This window comes from Sporosarcina sp. P26b (assembly GCF_002743245.1).
Taxonomy (GTDB): Bacteria; Bacillota; Bacilli; order Bacillales_A; family Planococcaceae; genus Sporosarcina; species Sporosarcina ureae_C.
In genome coordinates, this window is record NZ_PDYW01000004.1 from 40,981 (window position 1) to 59,911 (window position 18,931).

The following is an 18,931-nucleotide window of genomic DNA, read 5'->3' on the forward strand; positions in this document are numbered from 1 at the left end:
CTTCTATTTTAAATCGTCGCCCAGAACGGCACGAATATATTGTTCGGGATTGGCCAGCGTATCGGCTGCGTCTTGTATATAAGGTGCTATTAACTCTGCACCGATACCTAATCCCACTACTAGTACCGCAAGTAATACTAGCGGTAACCCCATCTTCTTCTCAAATGGCTTCTGATCATCTTCGCTGATCGTCGTTTCTCCCCAAAAGCTGTTGAGGAAAACACGCAGCAATGAATATAACACACCAATACTCGACAAAAATGCTACGACCAGCAGTACATACGATCCCTTTTCAATTGCACCCAAGCCTATATACACTTTTCCAATAAAACCGCTTAGGGGTGGAATACCTGCAATGGCAAGCATCGTCATGAAAAACAACCAGCCGGCAAGCGGATAGTTCCGGATCAATCCACTGATCTCATGAAACTTCGTACGACCTGTTAAATACACGACTGTGCCTGCCAATAAAAACAGCAATGCTTTACTTACCATGTCATGGACTAAATAATAACTTGCTCCCTGAAATGCTGTATACGTACCAATCGCCAAACCTGTCAGCACAAAGCCGACGGAAATGATCACGTTATATGAAACGATCTGACGCACGTCTGTATAGGCAATAGCTCCGAGACAGCCCGCTACCATCGTCAAGACCGCCAGCACACCAATGATTGTATAAATTAATGGATCATGTATGAATATTAACGTGAACATCCTGTATAGCGCGTAAATCCCGACTTTCGTTAATAATGCGCCGAACAGAGCAGCAACCGCTGTAGGTGGTGCGGAATAGGAACCAGGCAACCAGAAATACATTAACAAACCCGCTTTTAAACTAAAGACAATCAAGAAAATGATCGCAATTAAGGTTAGCAGCGGTCCTTGTCCCGTTTCCGCCACGCGGACTGCGACATGTGCCATGTTTAACGTACCAAGAGCACCGTATAAATACGCAATACCCAGCAAGAAAAACCAAGATGCCAATACATTGATCAAGACATATGTAATACCTTCTTTCAATTGCATCTTGCGTCCACCAAGAGTTAGCAATACATAGGAAGCTAGTAACATTACTTCAAAACAAACAAAGAGGTTAAATAAATCTCCAGTCAAAAACGAACCGTTGACACCCGCGACCAAAAACAGGAAGAACGGGTAGAAAAACATGGTCTCTGTCTCTACTCCTGTCGAAGCGAATGAATACAGTAAAATAATACTTGAAACAACGCATGTGGTAAGTACTAGCAACATAGCGAATGAATCGCCCACAAACAAAATACCATGTGGTGGTAGCCAGCCTCCAAAATCTAGTCGCATAATGCCGTGCAGATGAATTTGCTGCAGACAATACGCAGCGATCCCAGCAGAAGCAATTATCGTTAGAATACTCAGCACACGTTGCAAACGGATATAGGGGCGTAAGAACACTAAAATCACACCTATCAAAATAGGCAGAATCATAGGCAATACTAATAAATTATTCATCTTGTCGTCCTCGCAATCCAGGTCCCCGGTTAGACTCCTGATACAAACGGTAAGATAATACGAGCAAAAATGCCGTCACCGCAAAGCTGATGACAATCGCCGTTAAAATAAGCGCTTGTGGTAAGGCATCCGTATATTCAGCCGCATTTTCTGTCAGCAAGGGCACATCCCCTTTTTTCAAACCGCCCATCGTCAGTAATAATAAGTTAATGGCATGCGATAGGATTGCGGTCCCTAAAATGATTCTCAACATCTCTTTTGACAGAAGTAAATAGACGCCTACAGTCACCAGCACTCCAACCAGAAGGGTAATTAATGTCTCCATTACTCCACGTCCTCACTGATTCCTAAAATAATGGTCACGACGACACCGAGCACAGTCAACGCGACGCCCGCTTCGAAAATCGTCATCGTTCCAAGTTCCGTCTCACCGAAAACCGGTAAATCCACTAGCCACGTTGTCTGGGTCAGGAAAGGCTCGCCGAACACTATCGACAACATCCCCGTCCCTACCGCCAGCAACACACCAAGTGCCGCCACTCGCTTAAAATCAAACGGTGTTCCGCGGTGAACGGTTTCTATGTCATAAACCAAGTACAATAATACAAACGCCGAAGAGAGTACAAGTCCGCCAATAAAGCCACCACCCGGACTATTGTGTCCCGCTAAAAACAGCTCCACGCCAAACGTCAAGATGATGAAGAAAACAATCTTCGTGACTGTTTGTAAGATCACATCATTTTTCTTCAGAGTGATCCGCTCCCTTCTTGCGACGCAGTTTGACTAATGAGTAAACGCCAAGACCTGCGATGAACAATACCAATACCTCAAGCATCGTATCGAACGCACGGAAGTCCCCAAGTATCGTGTTGACCACATTTAGACCGCCAGCAATCCTTGATGCCGTTTCATAATAAACTGAGATAGATGGATAGATGGAATGACCTTGCACGAGTAGAGCAACCACTGTGACGGCTATTCCCGAAGCGATCGCGATCAATCCATTACGCACTCGCATGGAAATCGATTTATGTTCAGGCTTCCACTCCGGTAAGTAATAGAAGCAGAGCAAGAACAACACTGTTGTGACCGTCTCGACAACTATTTGCGTCAATGCCAAGTCTGGTGCGCGGAATACGACAAATAGAATCGCAATCGAATAGCCCAATACACCATTAAGAACAATAGCAGCAATCCTTGATTTCGCATACAAAATCGCCACACTTGAGCACATCATGACGAAGATAATAATGCCTTCATTGATCTCAATTGGGGCATCATTCGAAAAGTCGAAAATGAATTGTTGAAAACCTAGTAACCCTACTCCGACAAGTGCAATGAAAACTAACATGATGTAAGCAACATAGTCACGTACCGATCCAGTCATGTAGGCTTTCGTCACAACAGAAGCGATTCGTTCAGTGCGAATTAAAAACGCATTATAAAAGCGGTCGAGTGTCCATTGTAAAAAGCCTAATCTGTAAATGCCTTTCCAGTAACGCAAGAAACGATACAGTAAGATTCCGGCGACAATCAAACCAATCGTCATAAAGATTGGCATCCTCCATCCATGCCACACATGAATTTCAGGTACTAGACCGGTCATTCCTTCAAATTTTGGATACACGGCATTCATTGCGGGCCCTAAAATATACGTACCGAGCAGATTCGGGAAGAAAAATATCAGTACGACTAGACTCCCAAGAACTATCGGTGAAATCAGCATTTGAATCGGTGCTTCATGTGCTGGTCGCTGTCCCGACATCGGTGGCGGTACTTTGCCAAAAAACGTCTGAAACACAATAATCATACAATAAATGAAAGTGAATATACTTCCGATCCATGCAACGATCGGGAACAACAACACCATCGAATCCATCGTCAACAGATTCGCATCTTTCAATGACAGCATGGCTTCAAAAAAGAGTTCCTTACTTAAGAAGCCGTTAAATGGTGGAAGGCCCGCCATGGAAAAACTACCGATCAGTGCGATGGTAAACGTGATCGGCATAATAGTAGCTAATCCACCGAGCCGTTTAATATTACGTGTACCTAGCTGATGATCTAAAATACCGACGACCATAAATAAAGCGCCTTTAAAGGTAGAATGATTGATTAAATGAAATAATGCAGCGAACGTCGCAGCAGTAAATAATGCAATTTGCGCACTCTCAGAAGATGCGAATGCCAGTGAACCGATGCCTAACAAACTCATGATCATTCCGAGCTGACTCACTGTAGAGAACGCGAGTAGAGCTTTTAGATCCGTTTGCTTCACTGCATTTACAGACCCCCATAGCATCGTCAATAATCCTACACATGACACAACATAGAACCATGTCGCATCACCTGCGAAAATTGGTGTGAAACGTGCCACTAAATAAATTCCTGCTTTAACCATCGTCGCGGAGTGTAGATACGCGCTGACGGGCGTAGGTGCTTCCATTGCATCAGGCAACCAAATATGGAATGGAAACTGTGCAGACTTAGTGAACGCACCGAGCAAAACAAGTAGCATAGCAGGGATGAATAACGAATCCGCTGCAATCACTTCCCGCATAGCGATTAATTCCTGCAAATTAAATGTCCCTGTGATCGTATAGAGCATTAAAAATCCAACTAACATGAAGACACCGCCCGTGACGGTAATGAGCATGGATTTCTTCGCTCCGTATCTGGATTGTTTTCGGTGATACCAAAATGCAATCAATAGAAAGGAGGAAATACTCGTTAATTCCCAAAATACGTAAAGAACGATCAAGTTATCAGATAAAACGACTCCCAACATAGCGCCCATGAAAAGCAGTAAATATGTATAGAAACGCCCGATCGCTTCTCGCTCTGAAAGATAATAAATGGAATACAACACAACTAAACTTCCAATACCCGTAATCAATAAAGCAAAAATCATACTCAATCCATCTAAATGAGTGGAAAAATGTACACCCGCAGAAGGTATCCAAGGGAATGTATATAAATAAGAAGCTCCATTTGAAAGCGATGGAACTAGGCGGAGTAATAAAATGAATAAGAAGAGCGGAATTGTAATCACGAACCAACCAATCCGTCGACCTGTCAGGAATTTATGTATAAATGGCACTAAACATGCTGCGATAAATGGTAAGAAAATTGCTAGCAAGACAGTTATCAATCTAACACCTCCAAAAAATATTTTTTTATATAATACTGAGGGACTCTTGACTGAACCCTATACGTTATGCATAATGGGACTCTAAGTATAGAATATATTCTCTACTGAAAAGTATACACTACTTTATCAAAAACCGCATAGCAAGCGCGGTCAGCATACTGTAAGGCCAAGTTCGTAATCCCGTCTCTGGGATGAGGTTCTCTGGCGGAATTGCAGCGGAAAGCATTCCCCTAATATGTGAACCGAATACACGTAGTTTATAGAATTCAAAGAGGTGAAGAGTCATTATGGGCAAAATGAAAAGCCGTATGGACGAGAGCATTCTCGTTTGTGTGTATTACGGTCCAAATGGTGAACGTCTCATTAACAGAGGATATAAAATTGCTGCAATCATGGACTGTCCACTCTATATCCTGACCGTCGACCCTGCTCCACTAGATGATTTCGATGTGGAGAAGTCAGAGTATGTAGACCGTTGGAAAGAACTTGCGGAAGAGTTGGATGTAGAAGCGTTCATTATTCGCGATGATGAGAAGCGCCCTACTGCAAAAGTCATCAAAGAAGTGGCTCACCAGTACGGTATTACACAGATTATTATCGGACAGACTGCACAAAGTCGCTGGGAAGAAATCACAAAAGGTTCATTCATGAACGTTCTGTTGAGAGAAATTCCATTTGTGGACTTTCATGTCGTGTCGGTTGATCGTGCGATTAAGGTTGAGACGGAAGGGACGTTTGAAAAGGGAGTACGTGCCTATCTGGTTCCAGATGGCGATAACTTCCGCATAAACTTCACGCTTTCGAAACATGCGCAGTACGAGGGAATTTTCTTTAAGGAGATCGGTACGGATTTCAATAACGGTCTTTTTAAGTTCATGCAGAATAATAAGATCTGCCAGGTACAGATAGAAGATGACCAGGTGATCGACTCAAGCAAGATCCAGTGCAAGATACAGAATTAATATCACTTGAGATGTCCCAGGATGGGGCATCTCTTTTTTTGTGTAGGGTTAGATTCAAATGCAAAGGTCTTGGAATGGGGTTCTATAGAAGTGAGTGAGTTTGTGAGTGGTTCGGGATGGAAGCTCCAGTTGGGGGACGCTTTCCCATGGGCTCTCGGCGAGCCAACCAGGTCGCAGGCTCCCTTTTGGTTGTCTCTCCTTTCGGGCTGATCCTGCGGGAAGAGCCGTAACGAAGAACGGCTTTTGCGAGTAAAAGCGCAGCGTTAGGAGCACATTTTTGCACTTCGCCCCCAACTTCCGCTTCCATCCTACGTTGATAGTGTGGTTACTTAGATTACTCACTGTAAGAAGTGTTTGAATTATTGTTTTGTCTTAACTTATTTAAGTTCAAGTATTGAAGTATAATATCGATTACAAGCCTAACTTCAATGTACAACGAAAAATATTATCTACTCACACTGCAAGGGATTGGAGCGAGAGCCGTAGCGAAGGACGGCTTTTGAGAGTAAAAACGTAGCGTTAGGAGCACATCTTTGCACCAGGGGGTAATTCACCGCGTCCGCTCCGAAGCGCAAACCCCCTACGCTATCACATCGCCAGCCTATCCGCAGCACTTTTCCTACCAATTCCAAACGTAAAAAAGCTGTCCAAATAAGTCATTAAAGCCCTGACATTTTGGACAGCACGTGCACCTCTTATTATTCCGGAAGCTCTTCCCCGACGATCTTCACTTCCATCTCTAGATCAATCCCGAAATTCTTCTTCACTTCCGCTTTCACCATCTCAATCGTACGAATATAATCTGACGCCGTAGCATCCTTCTTGTTCACGATGAATCCCGCATGCTTAGTAGACACTTCCGCTCCACCAAACCCTTTACCTTGCAATCCACTATCCTGGATCAACTTTCCGGCGAAGTAGCCCGGTGGTCGTTTAAACACACTACCCGCTGAAGGATATTCGAGAGGTTGCTTCGACTCACGCTGGAACGTTAAGTCCGCCACCGCAGAATCGATATCGTCTTGCTCACCTTGAGCGAGTGCGAATTCTGCTGATAGAACATAATAGCCTTCTGTAGTAATGATACTTTTACGATACCCTAGTTCCAACTCGTCTTTTGAAAGCACAAAAATCTTTCCTGTGCTATCCATTACAGTTGCTTGAAGAATGATGTCTTTGATTTCCCCACCATATGCACCTGCGTTCATTGCCATGGCACCACCGATTGACCCTGGTATTCCACATGCAAACTCAAGACCCGTTAAGCAGGCTTTTGCTGCTTCTCTAGAGGCTTCAATTATGTCAGCACCAGCTTCCGCTATCATTCTATTACCTTCAATCTTTATATGATTGAAGTTCGCCATATACATGACAATTCCTCGTACACCGCCATCACGAACGACCATATTCGAACCGTTCCCCAGCAATAAAATCGGTATATTGTGATCGTAAGCATAGCTAACAACCGCTTGCACTTCTTCTATTGTGCCAGGCGCGGCAACGACATCCGCTTTACCGCCTAGGCGTGTTTTCGTATATTTGTTTAGTGGTTCATCAAGTAACAACCAACCGCTTTGTATTTTCTTTTGAAGTTCTTCAAACCATCGATGTTTTGACACCTACATCAAGTCCTTTCAGTATACGTGTCTCCAATTTTACGGAAACAATCTTATCCATCTATTAGTATGCTTGCAATCGGCCTTTTTGACAAGGTATTTCATTTTGACTTTTGATGTTATTTCAATTACAGTTTAGCTAACTAAATATCCATAAGGAGGAGTGAAAGTGAATAGATGGAAAGTAGATCGCATAGCGTCCGCTGTCGGCTTTTCAGTTCCACATATGATGGTATCCACTGTAACGGGAACGTTTGAAGAGTTTTCAGGTGAATTACAAGGGAATATAGCAGATCTAACAAAGAGCAAGATTAGTTTTCAAGTAATTGTCCCTTCCATCCAGACCAAGAATAGAGACCGTGATCTACATTTATGCTCGGAAGACTTTTTTGATGCACAAATCTTTCCACAAATGACTTTCACTTCTCGCTCCATTTATAACGACATAGACGGCAAGTATCAAATGTCGGGCGATCTCACTGTTAAAAACACCACGAAGCGAGCAGTATTCTGTATCACTCCCAAAGAAGTCACCATATTCGGCGCCACTTATCTTGTCGAGGGTGAAATCAAAAGAAAAGACTTCGGTTTAATGTGGAATCGCGCAATCGAAGCTGGTGGTGTCATGGTCGGCGATGTAATTGATATTCGAATGACGATTGTAGTTTCTAAAGATGAAGAAAATATAAAACAGCAGCAACCTGAATAGGTCACTGCCTTAAAAGCTTGAAGACAACTCGAAAGTTTTTCTGAGTATATCTTCAAGCTTTTCTTTCATTATAGTGTGGATTCACTGCCTTAGGACAAGGTGCTAGTTAATCGTAAATGAAATGCGTCCACCAAGAGTGTAAACTATACCCTTTTAGCTCTTCTGTCTTCCAAGAAGGTTAGATATCACAAGAATCGTCGTCACATTGACCGCCGTTATCAGTGCCTAGTACTTGTAACGTTGGTTTCGTAATGCCTTCTTCTTCCGCAATCTTTTCTAACGCTTCGACAAATGCTTCTGTGGGCTGTGCACCGCTTATAGCATACTTCCTATTAATAACAAAGAACGGTACGCCTTTAACTCCAACTTCCTGCGCTTCGTCAATATCGCGTTTCACTTCGTTAGAGAAGTCATTACTATGAAGCATCGCCTTGGTTTTCTCTGCATCCAATCCAGCTTCCGTCGCGATCGCTACGAGTACTTGCTCCGTATCGATGCTCTCCCCTTCCACGAAGTAACTATGCATTAGCTGCTCTGTTACTTCCTTCTCGAGTCCGTGTTTTTCTGCGAATTTCGCAAGGCGATGTGCATCAAATGTATTGGATGTTTTCATTTTATCCACTTGATACTGAAGATCCACTGTTTTTGCTTGCTCTTCGATATTCTTCATCATATTTTCTGCTTCTTGTTTACTAACATTAAATTTAATAGCTAATCCATCCAATAATGATTGGCCAGAATCAATTGGTGTACTTGGATCCAATTGATACGCCTTGAATATGACCTCCGCTTTTTCGTCAAGTCCAGACTGTTTCAAGGCATGTTCCAAACGTCTTTTACCAATATAGCAAAATGGACAAACATAATCTGACCATACTTCAATTTTCATTTTTTTGCCCCACCTTTCTATCTTCTATTTTAGATTCAAGTAAAGTTGGCAACAATGTTAATGCTTACGTTATGTAAATTTATAGAATGAGGTGTCCAAATGAATGAATCATTATGGCTTGCTACTGCTTATCCGAAGTCTAGTTATCCAACAGTAGAAGATGATTTAACATGTGATGTGTTAATCATCGGAGGTGGTTTAAGTGGAATAGCGAATGCTTACTTTTTAGCGAAACAAGGAAAAGATGTGGTGTTGCTCGAAAAGAACAGCTTGTTGCACGGTGCAACAGGAAATTCTACAGGTAAATTAACCGCCCAACACGATTTAGTGTATGCGGATATGATTGAACAGTTTGATGTAGATAGTGCTAAACAATATTTCAATGTAAATGAACAAGCTCTTGATTTCGCACGATCCATTTCTGAAGCGGACCAATTGCAAGTTGCCCATTCAGCACTTTATTCTCAATCGGCTGAGGGTACAGAACGATTACTTGCGGAAAAAAAGGCTTACGAAGCGATCGGAATTCCATTTGTTCTTGCAGGAAGCGCATCCTACTTGCCATTTGAAACTGCTCATACATTACTAGTCGAAGACGAAGCACAAATACATCCCGTTCGTTTCGGGCAACAATTAGCGCAACTTGCTGTGAAAGAAGGCGCACGAATATTTGAACATGCACAAGTCGCTGCTTTAGATACCGATCGTCATTTCGTCAAGCTCTCTTCATCTAAAATAGTCGGTTACCGTCAGCTTGTCATCTGCTCTCATTATCCTATTGAAGCTCTAGAAGGGATGCAAATTCTCAAACTGGATGTGGAGCGATCTTATATCGCTGCGGCAAAGACCGAAACACCATTTGACCATCAATATATATCAGTGGACGAGCCGAAACGCTCCATACGAACCGCTACGATTGATGATCAATCCTATTTATTGCTATGTGCGCAATCACATCCTGCCGGTTCAGAAAAAGAAACACAGTTACATTATGATAGCTTGACCGAGGATATAAAAACGACTTTGGGACATCCTGATATTGTCTACAAATGGTCGGCACAGGATCCGTCTACACCTGATTTAGTACCTTATGCAGGAGCCATTTCAACTTCTTCTCCAGACGTTTATATTAGTACGGGCTATCGGAAATGGGGACTCTCCAACTCTTTGGCGTGTGCAGAAATCATCTCGGATGCAATTGTCGGACGATCGAATGCCGCAAGTGAATTGTTTTCTCCAGGCAGAACCGATTTTGGTTCATTATTCAATCGCGCTTTATTATTAGGTGGCCGTACAGTAAAAGAATTTACCGGTGGACATATCGCTCGAACCGACTCTCCAATCTGTACGCATATGGGTTGCCGCACTCGCTGGAATAAAGGAGATCAAACATGGGACTGTCCTTGTCACGGTTCCCGGTTCCGTGCAGATGGAACCGTATTAGAAGGGCCAGCCACCCAGCCTCTCGATTTAGGATAAAAAAACTGTCACAGAAATCGTTTTACCGATTCTCTGTGACAGTTTACTAATTATGAAAGTGCTTCAGTCAATACAGGAACAATTTGTTTCTTGCGTGAAACGATTCCTCTCAACAATGCAGAATTATTATTGAAATCTACATTAAACGCAGATCCTGCACGTTCCGCTTCTTTTCCAAGCGCAATGATAACCGAGTCACTATTAATGATGTCAGTCACAACAAATAGGAATAAATCCAATCCCTTTTGTTCGATCACTTCATTTAATACAACTTCTAGTTCATCTTGGCGCCCAAGGATATCTTGCAAGTCCACTGCGTTTACTTGTGCGATTTCCATTTTCACATCGCCGAAAATAAATTCTTTCGCATCTAAGTTAGCCAATTCTCTTACAGGCACTGAACTCAAGTCCGCCCCTGCTTTTAACATGTCTAAACCATACACAGCCGCATCTACTTCTGCAATAGCGGCAAGCTCTTCAGCTGCTGCCTGGTCTTGCGGTGTGAACGTTGGTGATTTGAACAGCAATGAATCCGACACGATTGCGGATAGCATTAAACCAGCAATATTTTTCGGTATTTCAACGCCATGTTCTTTGAATAATTTATTCAAAATCGTTGCTGTACAGCCTACTGGTTCCGCACGGTAATATAGCGGATCATTTGTCTGGAAGTTCGCAATACGGTGATGGTCGATCACTTCCAACACTTGTACATCATCCAAGTCATCCACACTTTGCTGCTTTTCATTGTGGTCGACTAAGATGACTTGGGATGTTTCAGTTGCCGCTTTTTCAATTAGACGTGGGGCTTCAAAGCCGAAAGTTTCAAGAGCGTATGCTGTTTCTTTCGTGATATTCCCTAGACGTACAGCTTCCGCATCCACACCAATTTGTTGTTTGAGATATGCATACGTAATCGCAGATGCGATAGAATCCGTATCCGGGTTTTTATGTCCAATAACCAAAACTTTTGACATTTTTTAATTCCTCCTATTTCACTATGTTTACTAACTATATTCTATCACACTAATTCTGATTGACTAGTGGGAAATAGTAAAGATTGTATTTCATCTTTATTATGAAGGAAGTCTGCAATCGTATAACGGTCGAGTACGGCAAAATAAGCTTGGAGTGCTTCATATAACACACCCCGCAACTGGCAGGCCTGAGACAACACGCACATGTTTTTATTTGGATCAAAACATTCGACTAAATGAAAGTCGTCTTCTGTTTTACGAACTAATTCTCCTACATTGATACTAATCGGTTCTACACTGAGACGGATTCCGCCACCACGACCGCGAATAGTTTCGATCAGTTCCAGCTTCCCTAATTCATGGACTATTTTGGTGAGGTGATTTTTTGAGATCTGATAAGCATCCGATATTTCTTGAACAGTGGATAATTCACCCGGTTTCTTAGTAGCTAAAAAAATCAGAACACGCAGCGAATAATCTGTATACATTGTCAAACGCATAATATCACCACTTTCTGCTCTCCCTTCATTATAGCATTTCCGATTGGAAAATCATCGATTTACGCTGGTGGTTATAAGTGGAAGCGTGGCTACTTTTTGAATAGAATGTGACAACCTTCACATTTTCTTTTTAAACATGTATTTAACATATAGCTTTTAAAACATAAATGATTTATGATAGAGATATCAAATACGGAGAGGTTGTGCATTATAAATGTTAGATCAAAAAACTATCGACGTTATCAAATCCACAGTACCAGTACTAGAGGAACACGGAACAGCTATTACTACAGCGTTTTACAAAAATATGTTTGTGGCTCATCCCGAATTACTAGATATATTCAACCATGCTAATCAGTCTCAAGGACGTCAGCAGACAGCTCTTGCAAACACAGTATACGCAGCAGCGCAACATATCGATAACCTAGAAGCAATTCTACCGGTTGTTGTACAAATCGCTCACAAGCACGTATCACTTGGAATCTTGCCGGAACATTATCCAATTGTCGGAGAGTATCTATTAAAAGCCATTAAAGAAGTACTTGGCGATGCAGCGACTCCTGAAATTATGGATGCATGGGAAGCCGCTTACGGTGTAATCGCTGGCGCATTCATCGGTGTAGAAAAAGATATGTACGAGAATACAAAAAAAGCTGACGGTGGATGGGAATTATTTAAAGACTTCGAAATCGTCGACAAAGTAGAAGAAAGTGATGTCATTACTTCATTTTACTTAAAGCCTGTTGACGGTAAAAAACTACCATACTATTTACCAGGACAATACATTACAATCCGCATGGAAATCCCAGGCGCGAAAAACATTGTTAACCGTCAATATAGTTTGTCTCAAAAATCAAATGATGAGACTTTCCGTATCTCGGTTAAACGTGAAGATACATTATCACCAAACGGCGTAGTATCTTGCTACTTGCATGAAAATGCAAGCGTTGGCGACATTGTTGAAGTCAGTGCACCAGCAGGTGATTTCTTCTTGGATCCAACAGGTACAGCACCTGTTACATTAATCAGTGGCGGTGTAGGTATTACACCTATGAAAGCTATGTATTCAACGATTGCAGACTTGTCTCCTGAACGTGAAGTAGCATTCTTGCATTCTGCACGTACACGCAGCCAACAAGCATTTGCGAATAAACTAGAGCAATTAAATGCAAAATTGCCAAACTCTACGTACAAAGCTCTTTATTCAGAAGAGGGAGACGGCATGTTCACTCGTAAGTTCCTTGAAGAAAACGTCATTGCAGGCAGTGATGTCTATGTATGTGGACCTACTGGCTTCATGGAGTTCGTTCTTCAGCAGCTTTATGCAATGGGTGTACCAGAAGAGAAAATCCACTTCGAGTTCTTCGGTCCAGCTGTAGCACTTCAATTACAATCAGTATAAGCACAAAATACCCTCGTGAATCAATTCACGAGGGTATTTTTTATATTTTATTCGGCATACGGAATGAAGCCATGATGAGTGCTGCTACTAAAAACAAACCCAAATAGCCAACAACTGGATATAGCGTACTGACCAATTTAGTAAATCCAAAGAAGCTAAGTACATAGCCAATTACTAGTGATAATGCTACAAACACTTTAAACTTTAGCGTGCCACTTTTGATGAACCGAGCACCAAATGCATAGAACATGCTAACTGCTGTATTGAATATCATGCCGTACAAAATACATGCCATGAAAATAGCAAAGATCGGTGAAATATTATTAATAACCGCAAGCATCGGCAATTCTGCCCCTGCTACGCTCTCTACTTGCGAGAAGATCGCCAAGTGACTTAACAGAATTAAAATACCCAATCCCAAGCCACCTGCAAATCCTCCCCATGCTGCTGTTTTTTCATTTTTCTCCGCACTCCCCATGACAATCGCCATCGGTGCACCTAGCGCAATATTAAACGATACATAATTAATTGCAGATATAAACCAGTTAGGCAATGTTGTGGGCAAGGCTTTTGCAATAGGGTCAAGAACAGCGAACGTTGTATCCATCGTGACGATACTATAAACAGATACAGCGACTACCGCAATAATTAAAAACGGCGTGACACTGCCGATTATCGCAACTACCTTATCTACGTTTAATAATACCGTCAAGAACACTAATACTATCATTAGTAAACTACCTACATACGTCGGCAAGCCGAATTGCTGGTGTAAATTGGCGCCTGCACCTGCAAGCATCACCACTCCAACGCCAAATAGCGTGAAGATAATAATGCCATCCACGATGACGCCTAGATAACGTCCGCTGATTTTGTAGATTACGTCTTTATGCGATGGTGTCTGCATTCTACTTCCAAGACGCGTTAATGTCATTCCTAAATACGCGAACAGGGCCGTACAAATTACTGCGCCAATCATGCCTAAATAGCCGAAGCTCGTAAAATACGTCATGATTTCATTGCCAGAAGCAAATCCTGCTCCTACAACGATTCCAATAAAAGCACTGCCCATTTTTAATAATTTCTTCATGATTTCCCCTATTCTTCTCTGTAGCTAGATACATCTAAAATGTTCGTTAGCCTATTTTCTATATTTCGAGACGAACGGATTGTCTTTTTCGTAAAAACGCCAAGGATAATGTACAGCTTCTCCTGTATTCCCAATCCCTACTCGTGGCCCGGCTTCTATCTCGCTTTGAGGTAAGCCCTCTGCGATATAGAGAGGCTTTTGCGTCCAATGATGCCCATAGTATGACATCGTCACTCCAAGCGCCTTGGAAAGCTTGCCTGGCCCATTCGTAAGATCCGTCACTTTCTTAATGTGTATGCCGCGCCTTGCCTGCATATGACTTACTCCCTCTATCGGCTCACCCGCACGTAATAAGACCGCATGAGGTGTACCTTCTTGTGCGCTCACGACATTCATCAGTACATGGGTGTGCATCTGATATGTATAGACGGATCCCGGCTCTCCGAACATCACTTCCGTACGTTTCGTTCTACGGTTACCGTAACTATGTGCAGCACGGTCTTCGGCCCCATGATACGCTTCTGTTTCCACAATCCTGACTACTGATAGTCCTTCGGGTTGTTCATGGACAATATATTGGCCGACTAAATTGCGAGCAAGCTCTAAGACAGGAGCATCAAAGAACGATGGATCTATCGGTTCATACATACTATCTTCTCCTTTCACTTCTTATGCCAAGCCTTGTCCTGTTGCGAATTCACGATAGAGATCATGTGTATTTAATAGTTCTGTGTGATTTCCTCTACCGGTGATCTGGCCATTCTCTAAAAATAATAGTTGATCTGCATGCAGCACCGTTGCTAACCGATGCGCAATAATGAGAGTCGTCCTACCGTACATTAAATGACGTAGCGCTTCTTGAACATGCGTTTCCGAACCACTATCTAAATTTGATGTCGCTTCATCCAATAATAAAATCTTAGGATTATGCAGTAACGCACGTGCAATCGCAATTCTCTGGCGCTGCCCCCCAGAGAGCTTCATGCCACGCTCCCCTACCATCGTATCGAATTGATCAGGCATATCTTTTATGAAAGTATAAGCATTGGCAGCTTTTGCAGCTTCAATAACTTGTTCAATAGGTGGTCTTTCTTCAAGACCATATGCAATATTGTCGAGAATGGTTCCGCTGAGTAACGGGCTTTCTTGTGAGACGTAGCCTATGCGCTTTCGCCAATCAGATAAAGGAATAGTATCGATCGGATTTTCTCCAACTCGTATTTCCCCAGATGTAGGTTGATAAAATCTTTCTACCAGTGAAAAGATCGTCGTCTTCCCGCCACCACTTGGTCCGACAAATGCCGTTACAGTGCCTGGCTCAGCTTTGAATGAAATTCCGTTCACTACGTTCTTTCCCTCTTCATATGAAAAATGAACATTTGAAAACGTAATGGCTTCTTCTGCTTTCGTTATACTGTTACCTTCTGCAGACTCTGAATCCATTCGCAAAATCCCTTGAATTCGCTCCGTTGCACCTACTGCTTTTTGGAATGAAGTGAAAAACTGAGCCATTTGTGCAAATGGTACGATAATCTGAAATAACAAGAATATAATTGCGACGAGCGTTCCGGCCGATAATGCGCCTTTTGCGACTTGGGCTCCACCGTATCCAAGAATCACTACTAGGATACCCATCATAGTCAACATCATAATAGGCGAAATTACTGCTTGGATTTTCGCTTCTTTCAACCCATATCGAAACAAAGACTGAATGGCGATTTTTCCCTTTTCACCTTCAGCAGGTTCTGCGCGATACGCTTTCACTAAACGTATATCTCCAAGCACACGTCCGAGATGCCCGGAAAACTTCGCCATTTCAGCTTGTGTTGCTTTTGCAACTTTATGCATTAACCGCCCAAGCGGATACAGAATCGCCATACTGATGGGTATACTGACTAACATAATAACTGTCATTTTCCAATCCAGTACCAATAGAATAATGACCGCTCCGATAATGGAGATCATACCTGAAATGAACGATACCAGATGCTCCGAGACAAGGGATTTTAATACAGTGGTATCTTGTGTGATGCGGCTCATCGTTTCTCCCGTTTCATTTTGATCAAAGTACGGTACAGGCAACCGGAGTACCTTTTGCCATAATTGATTGCGCAAGTCCGCAACTACCGTCTCACCTATGTAGGCAAGCATGTAGTAGGAAAATCCACCGGCAATTGCTTGCACTACAAATAAGACGAGCAAGAAGATACCCGTTTTCCAATTTAGTAATTCACTTGTGAAAGAGTCCACTAAATCTTTGGTAATTAACGGTACAGCCAGTCCTGCAGCTGTTTCAACTAGAGAAAGTATCAATGCGAAGACCGTCACGGCTATTGGCCAATGTAACATTTTAACTAAACTCATAAAGTTTTTAATGGATCCTTTTGGTTTTGCTTGAGCACTCATGATGTACCCTCTTTTCTACCTTATTCAAATGGATGTTGCGTAAGCCCTTGAAGATACTCACCGATACGCTGCCAATCGGCTTCAAGTTCGGGTCTAAGAGATGGGCGATAAAATACGGATGCTGGATGGAATGTCGGTAATATCGTGTAGGATTCATCCGTTAAACTATATTGTTTATCTTCTAATGCCGCCAAATATTGAACAGGTTGCGTAAGAACTTGTCCATGCAAGGCTGTGACCTTCGCATGTTTTCCAAGCAATCGCTGTAAACCAATATTACCAAGTGTCACAATGAGCTTAGGTTGAAGATTTGCTACTTCAAAATCAAGTACAAGCGCATGGGCCAGTTGCTCTTTTTGTGTCGGTGGACGATTATATTTACGTTCCGTTAACGTTCCATCTCGTTCTTTCTTCGTCCCCCATTTATAAGGTCTACTTCGGAATGAACTAGTCATATAAACATCTTCACGCGTTAAACCAATGGATGAAAGTGACTTCATCAGCTCATCACCTGCACGTCCAACGAACGGAACACCATGTATCGCTTCATGTTCCCCTGGCGCCTCTCCGATCAATAAGAGTGTAGGTGATTTCGGACCTTCTCCACGGACAAAGCCTTCTACCGGAAATCCTTCGCTACGTTCTAAAGCTATACGCACCATTTCATCTGGTATGCGAAACATCGTATCCACTCCTTTCTGTAATTATAAAGGTTTCTGCGTAGAATCAAAAATGTTAGCCATTGAAAAAGCCGCTCCCATTTATGTTAAATGGAAACGGCTTACTTTATACTATGTCAATTCGGTTTGTTTCGTTTCTGTTCCAAGGAATATCACAGCTAGCACTCCTACCATAATAGCTGCACAAAAAATGCCAAAGATGATTCCGAACCCATAGCCTGCTGCTAACAACGAGCCTACAAGAAGCGGTCCGAAAATGCCTCCCACGCGCCCAATAGCAGCAGCGACTCCAGACCCCGTAGCTCGAATAGCTGTAGGATATTGTTCCGGAGAATAAGCATAGAGTGCTCCCCACGCTCCTAGGTTGAAGAAGGATAGAAATGCACCAGCTAGCATCAATGTAGTCAATGTCTCCGCATTACCGAAAGCAAGCGCACTGATTGCCGTTCCAAATAAATAAGTAGCCAGAACAAATTTACGTCCCATGCGCTCGATTAGCCATGCGGCACTGAAATAACCAGGAAGCTGTGCCAATGTCATGAGTAATACATAGCCAAAGCTTTTGATCAGACTGAAACCTTTGATCACCATGACACTCGGTAACCACAGGAACATACCGTAATATGAGAAGACAACAGCAAACCAAACGATCCACAACATAATCGTTCGTCTCCTGAATGCCGGAGCAAGTAATTGTTTAAGTTTATGACCTGTCGTTTCTGTCGTTTTACCTTCTTCTTCAAACTTTTTGGAATCCGGTAAATTTCGGCGTAGATAAATTGCATAGAAAGCAGGCAAAGCCGTGATGATCAATGCGACACGCCAACCGAATGCAGGAATTACAAAATATGCGATCAACGCAGCAATAAGCCAACCAGCCGCCCAAAAACTTTCCAACAGAACGACTACCCGCCCACGCTCTTTTGCCGAAACACTTTCTGACACAAGCGTCGATGCGACTGGGAGTTCCCCACCCAATCCTGCTCCGACTAAGAAACGCAATGCCAAGAATGCCCACAGAGTCGTCGTCAGTGCGGATAAGCCACTCGCTACGGAAAACAACACCAACGTCAGCATGAATACATGTTTTCGTCCAATCCGATCGGCTAATAAACCGAAGCCAAATGCTCCGATGGCCATACCGATAGAGTTCACACTGCCGATCCATCCCATCTCTGTTGAAGTTAGATTCCATTCAACAGCGAGCGCAGCAATGATGAAGGATAAAATTCCGACATCCATCGCATCGAACATCCATCCCGTACCCGCGATGCCTAATAATTTATTCCTTGAAATCTCTTTCTTCTTCACCTGTCTTCTACCTTTCCATTATGTAATCTTTAGGTGTCTTTACATGTGTCATTATAACACTTTGCCTATGTATTTGACTAGTGTTTTTGAGGTGCTGCTTGGTGGGATGGGATTGGGATTGGGATTGGGGTTGAAATTGGGGCTATGAGCATTTATGTGGGCCTATAGAGCGGTTGCGAAGACCGATAGAGCACTCGCAGCGTCGCTATGAGCGCTTGAGAATCCCAATAGAGCACTCACGGAGTCCGATAGAGCGTTCAAGCCAGTTCAT

The 18,931-nt window shown here is 42.8% G+C and carries 17 protein-coding genes; 4 read left to right on the top strand and 13 right to left on the bottom strand.

Features of this window, described 5'->3' with window-relative positions:
• Nucleotides 1-3: 3 nt before the first annotated feature.
• The 4 genes from CSV69_RS05755 to CSV69_RS05770 are packed head-to-tail and all read right to left on the bottom strand — an operon-like array spanning nucleotide 4 to nucleotide 4,639.
• On the bottom strand, nucleotides 4-1,488 hold the full coding sequence (locus CSV69_RS05755) for a Na+/H+ antiporter subunit D (RefSeq protein ID WP_099626255.1): 1,485 nt from the start codon (nucleotides 1,486-1,488) through the stop codon (nucleotides 4-6).
• On the bottom strand, nucleotides 1,481-1,813 hold the full coding sequence (locus CSV69_RS05760) for a Na(+)/H(+) antiporter subunit C (RefSeq protein WP_085427382.1): 333 nt from the start codon (nucleotides 1,811-1,813) through the stop codon (nucleotides 1,481-1,483). The genes CSV69_RS05755 and CSV69_RS05760 overlap by 8 nt, the downstream gene beginning before the upstream one ends.
• Nucleotides 1,813-2,238, bottom strand: coding sequence for a Na(+)/H(+) antiporter subunit B (locus CSV69_RS05765; RefSeq protein WP_085427383.1), 426 nt, complete (start codon nucleotides 2,236-2,238; stop codon nucleotides 1,813-1,815). Before CSV69_RS05765 ends, CSV69_RS05760 begins: the two co-directional genes overlap by 1 nt.
• Complete coding sequence (locus CSV69_RS05770; protein WP_199170395.1) at nucleotides 2,225-4,639, bottom strand: Na+/H+ antiporter subunit A; 2,415 nt, start codon at nucleotides 4,637-4,639, stop codon at nucleotides 2,225-2,227. Before CSV69_RS05770 ends, CSV69_RS05765 begins: the two co-directional genes overlap by 14 nt.
• A 287-nt stretch (nucleotides 4,640-4,926) precedes the next feature.
• Here CSV69_RS05770 and CSV69_RS05775 point away from each other — a divergent pair, with 287 nt between their 5' ends.
• Nucleotides 4,927-5,601, top strand: coding sequence for an adenine nucleotide alpha hydrolase family protein (locus tag CSV69_RS05775; protein ID WP_085427384.1), 675 nt, complete (start codon nucleotides 4,927-4,929; stop codon nucleotides 5,599-5,601).
• 698 nt (nucleotides 5,602-6,299) lie between these two features.
• On the opposite strand, the gene murB is transcribed toward CSV69_RS05775, so the two are convergent.
• A complete protein-coding gene (gene murB / locus CSV69_RS05785) occupies nucleotides 6,300-7,220 on the bottom strand; it encodes a UDP-N-acetylmuramate dehydrogenase (RefSeq protein ID WP_085427386.1) in 921 nt (306 codons plus the stop codon).
• A gap of 166 nt (nucleotides 7,221-7,386) precedes the next feature.
• Between murB and CSV69_RS05790 the strand changes: the two genes are divergently transcribed.
• Complete coding sequence (locus CSV69_RS05790; protein ID WP_158232614.1) at nucleotides 7,387-7,926, top strand: YceI family protein; 540 nt, start codon at nucleotides 7,387-7,389, stop codon at nucleotides 7,924-7,926.
• Between the two features lie 178 nt (nucleotides 7,927-8,104).
• Here the strand turns inward: CSV69_RS05790 and CSV69_RS05795 are convergent, their stop codons facing one another.
• Complete coding sequence (locus tag CSV69_RS05795) at nucleotides 8,105-8,815, bottom strand: DsbA family oxidoreductase (RefSeq protein ID WP_085427388.1); 711 nt, start codon at nucleotides 8,813-8,815, stop codon at nucleotides 8,105-8,107.
• 99 nt (nucleotides 8,816-8,914) lie between these two features.
• Between CSV69_RS05795 and CSV69_RS05800 the strand changes: the two genes are divergently transcribed.
• Nucleotides 8,915-10,294 carry an FAD-dependent oxidoreductase gene (locus CSV69_RS05800; protein ID WP_099692945.1) on the top strand — a complete coding sequence of 460 codons (1,380 nt, stop codon included), beginning with the start codon at nucleotides 8,915-8,917 and terminating at the stop codon, nucleotides 10,292-10,294.
• 50 nt (nucleotides 10,295-10,344) lie between these two features.
• Here the strand turns inward: CSV69_RS05800 and CSV69_RS05805 are convergent, their stop codons facing one another.
• Together CSV69_RS05805 and CSV69_RS05810 are read right to left on the bottom strand one after the other, a co-directional pair.
• Complete coding sequence (locus tag CSV69_RS05805; RefSeq protein WP_085427390.1) at nucleotides 10,345-11,271, bottom strand: manganese-dependent inorganic pyrophosphatase; 927 nt, start codon at nucleotides 11,269-11,271, stop codon at nucleotides 10,345-10,347.
• A 44-nt stretch (nucleotides 11,272-11,315) separates the two neighbouring features.
• Nucleotides 11,316-11,771 carry an RrF2 family transcriptional regulator gene (locus CSV69_RS05810; RefSeq protein ID WP_085427391.1) on the bottom strand — a complete coding sequence of 152 codons (456 nt, stop codon included), beginning with the start codon at nucleotides 11,769-11,771 and terminating at the stop codon, nucleotides 11,316-11,318.
• Nucleotides 11,772-11,985: 214 nt separating this feature from the next.
• On the opposite strand from CSV69_RS05810, the gene hmpA reads away from it, so the two are divergent.
• Nucleotides 11,986-13,173: an NO-inducible flavohemoprotein gene (hmpA, locus tag CSV69_RS05815; protein WP_085427392.1), complete on the top strand. Its 1,188-nt coding sequence runs from the start codon at nucleotides 11,986-11,988 to the stop codon at nucleotides 13,171-13,173.
• Between the two features lie 40 nt (nucleotides 13,174-13,213).
• Here the strand turns inward: hmpA and CSV69_RS05820 are convergent, their stop codons facing one another.
• The 5 genes from CSV69_RS05820 to CSV69_RS05840 form a co-directional block, all read right to left on the bottom strand.
• The gene (locus CSV69_RS05820) at nucleotides 13,214-14,263 is read right to left on the bottom strand and encodes a YkvI family membrane protein (protein WP_085427393.1); all 1,050 of its coding nucleotides are present in this window, start codon (nucleotides 14,261-14,263) and stop codon (nucleotides 13,214-13,216) included.
• Nucleotides 14,264-14,314: 51 nt separating this feature from the next.
• Entirely contained in the window at nucleotides 14,315-14,911 is a 597-nt protein-coding gene (locus CSV69_RS05825) for a DNA-3-methyladenine glycosylase (protein WP_099624812.1), read from the bottom strand.
• Nucleotides 14,912-14,932: 21 nt separating this feature from the next.
• Nucleotides 14,933-16,669 carry an ABC transporter ATP-binding protein gene (locus CSV69_RS05830; protein ID WP_085427395.1) on the bottom strand — a complete coding sequence of 579 codons (1,737 nt, stop codon included), beginning with the start codon at nucleotides 16,667-16,669 and terminating at the stop codon, nucleotides 14,933-14,935.
• Between the two features lie 20 nt (nucleotides 16,670-16,689).
• Nucleotides 16,690-17,352, bottom strand: a complete 663-nt coding sequence (locus CSV69_RS05835; protein WP_085427396.1) for a uracil-DNA glycosylase — start codon at nucleotides 17,350-17,352, stop codon at nucleotides 16,690-16,692.
• A gap of 108 nt (nucleotides 17,353-17,460) precedes the next feature.
• Nucleotides 17,461-18,603: an MFS transporter gene (locus CSV69_RS05840; RefSeq protein WP_198166268.1), complete on the bottom strand. Its 1,143-nt coding sequence runs from the start codon at nucleotides 18,601-18,603 to the stop codon at nucleotides 17,461-17,463.
• Between the last annotated feature and the right edge of the window lie 328 nt (nucleotides 18,604-18,931).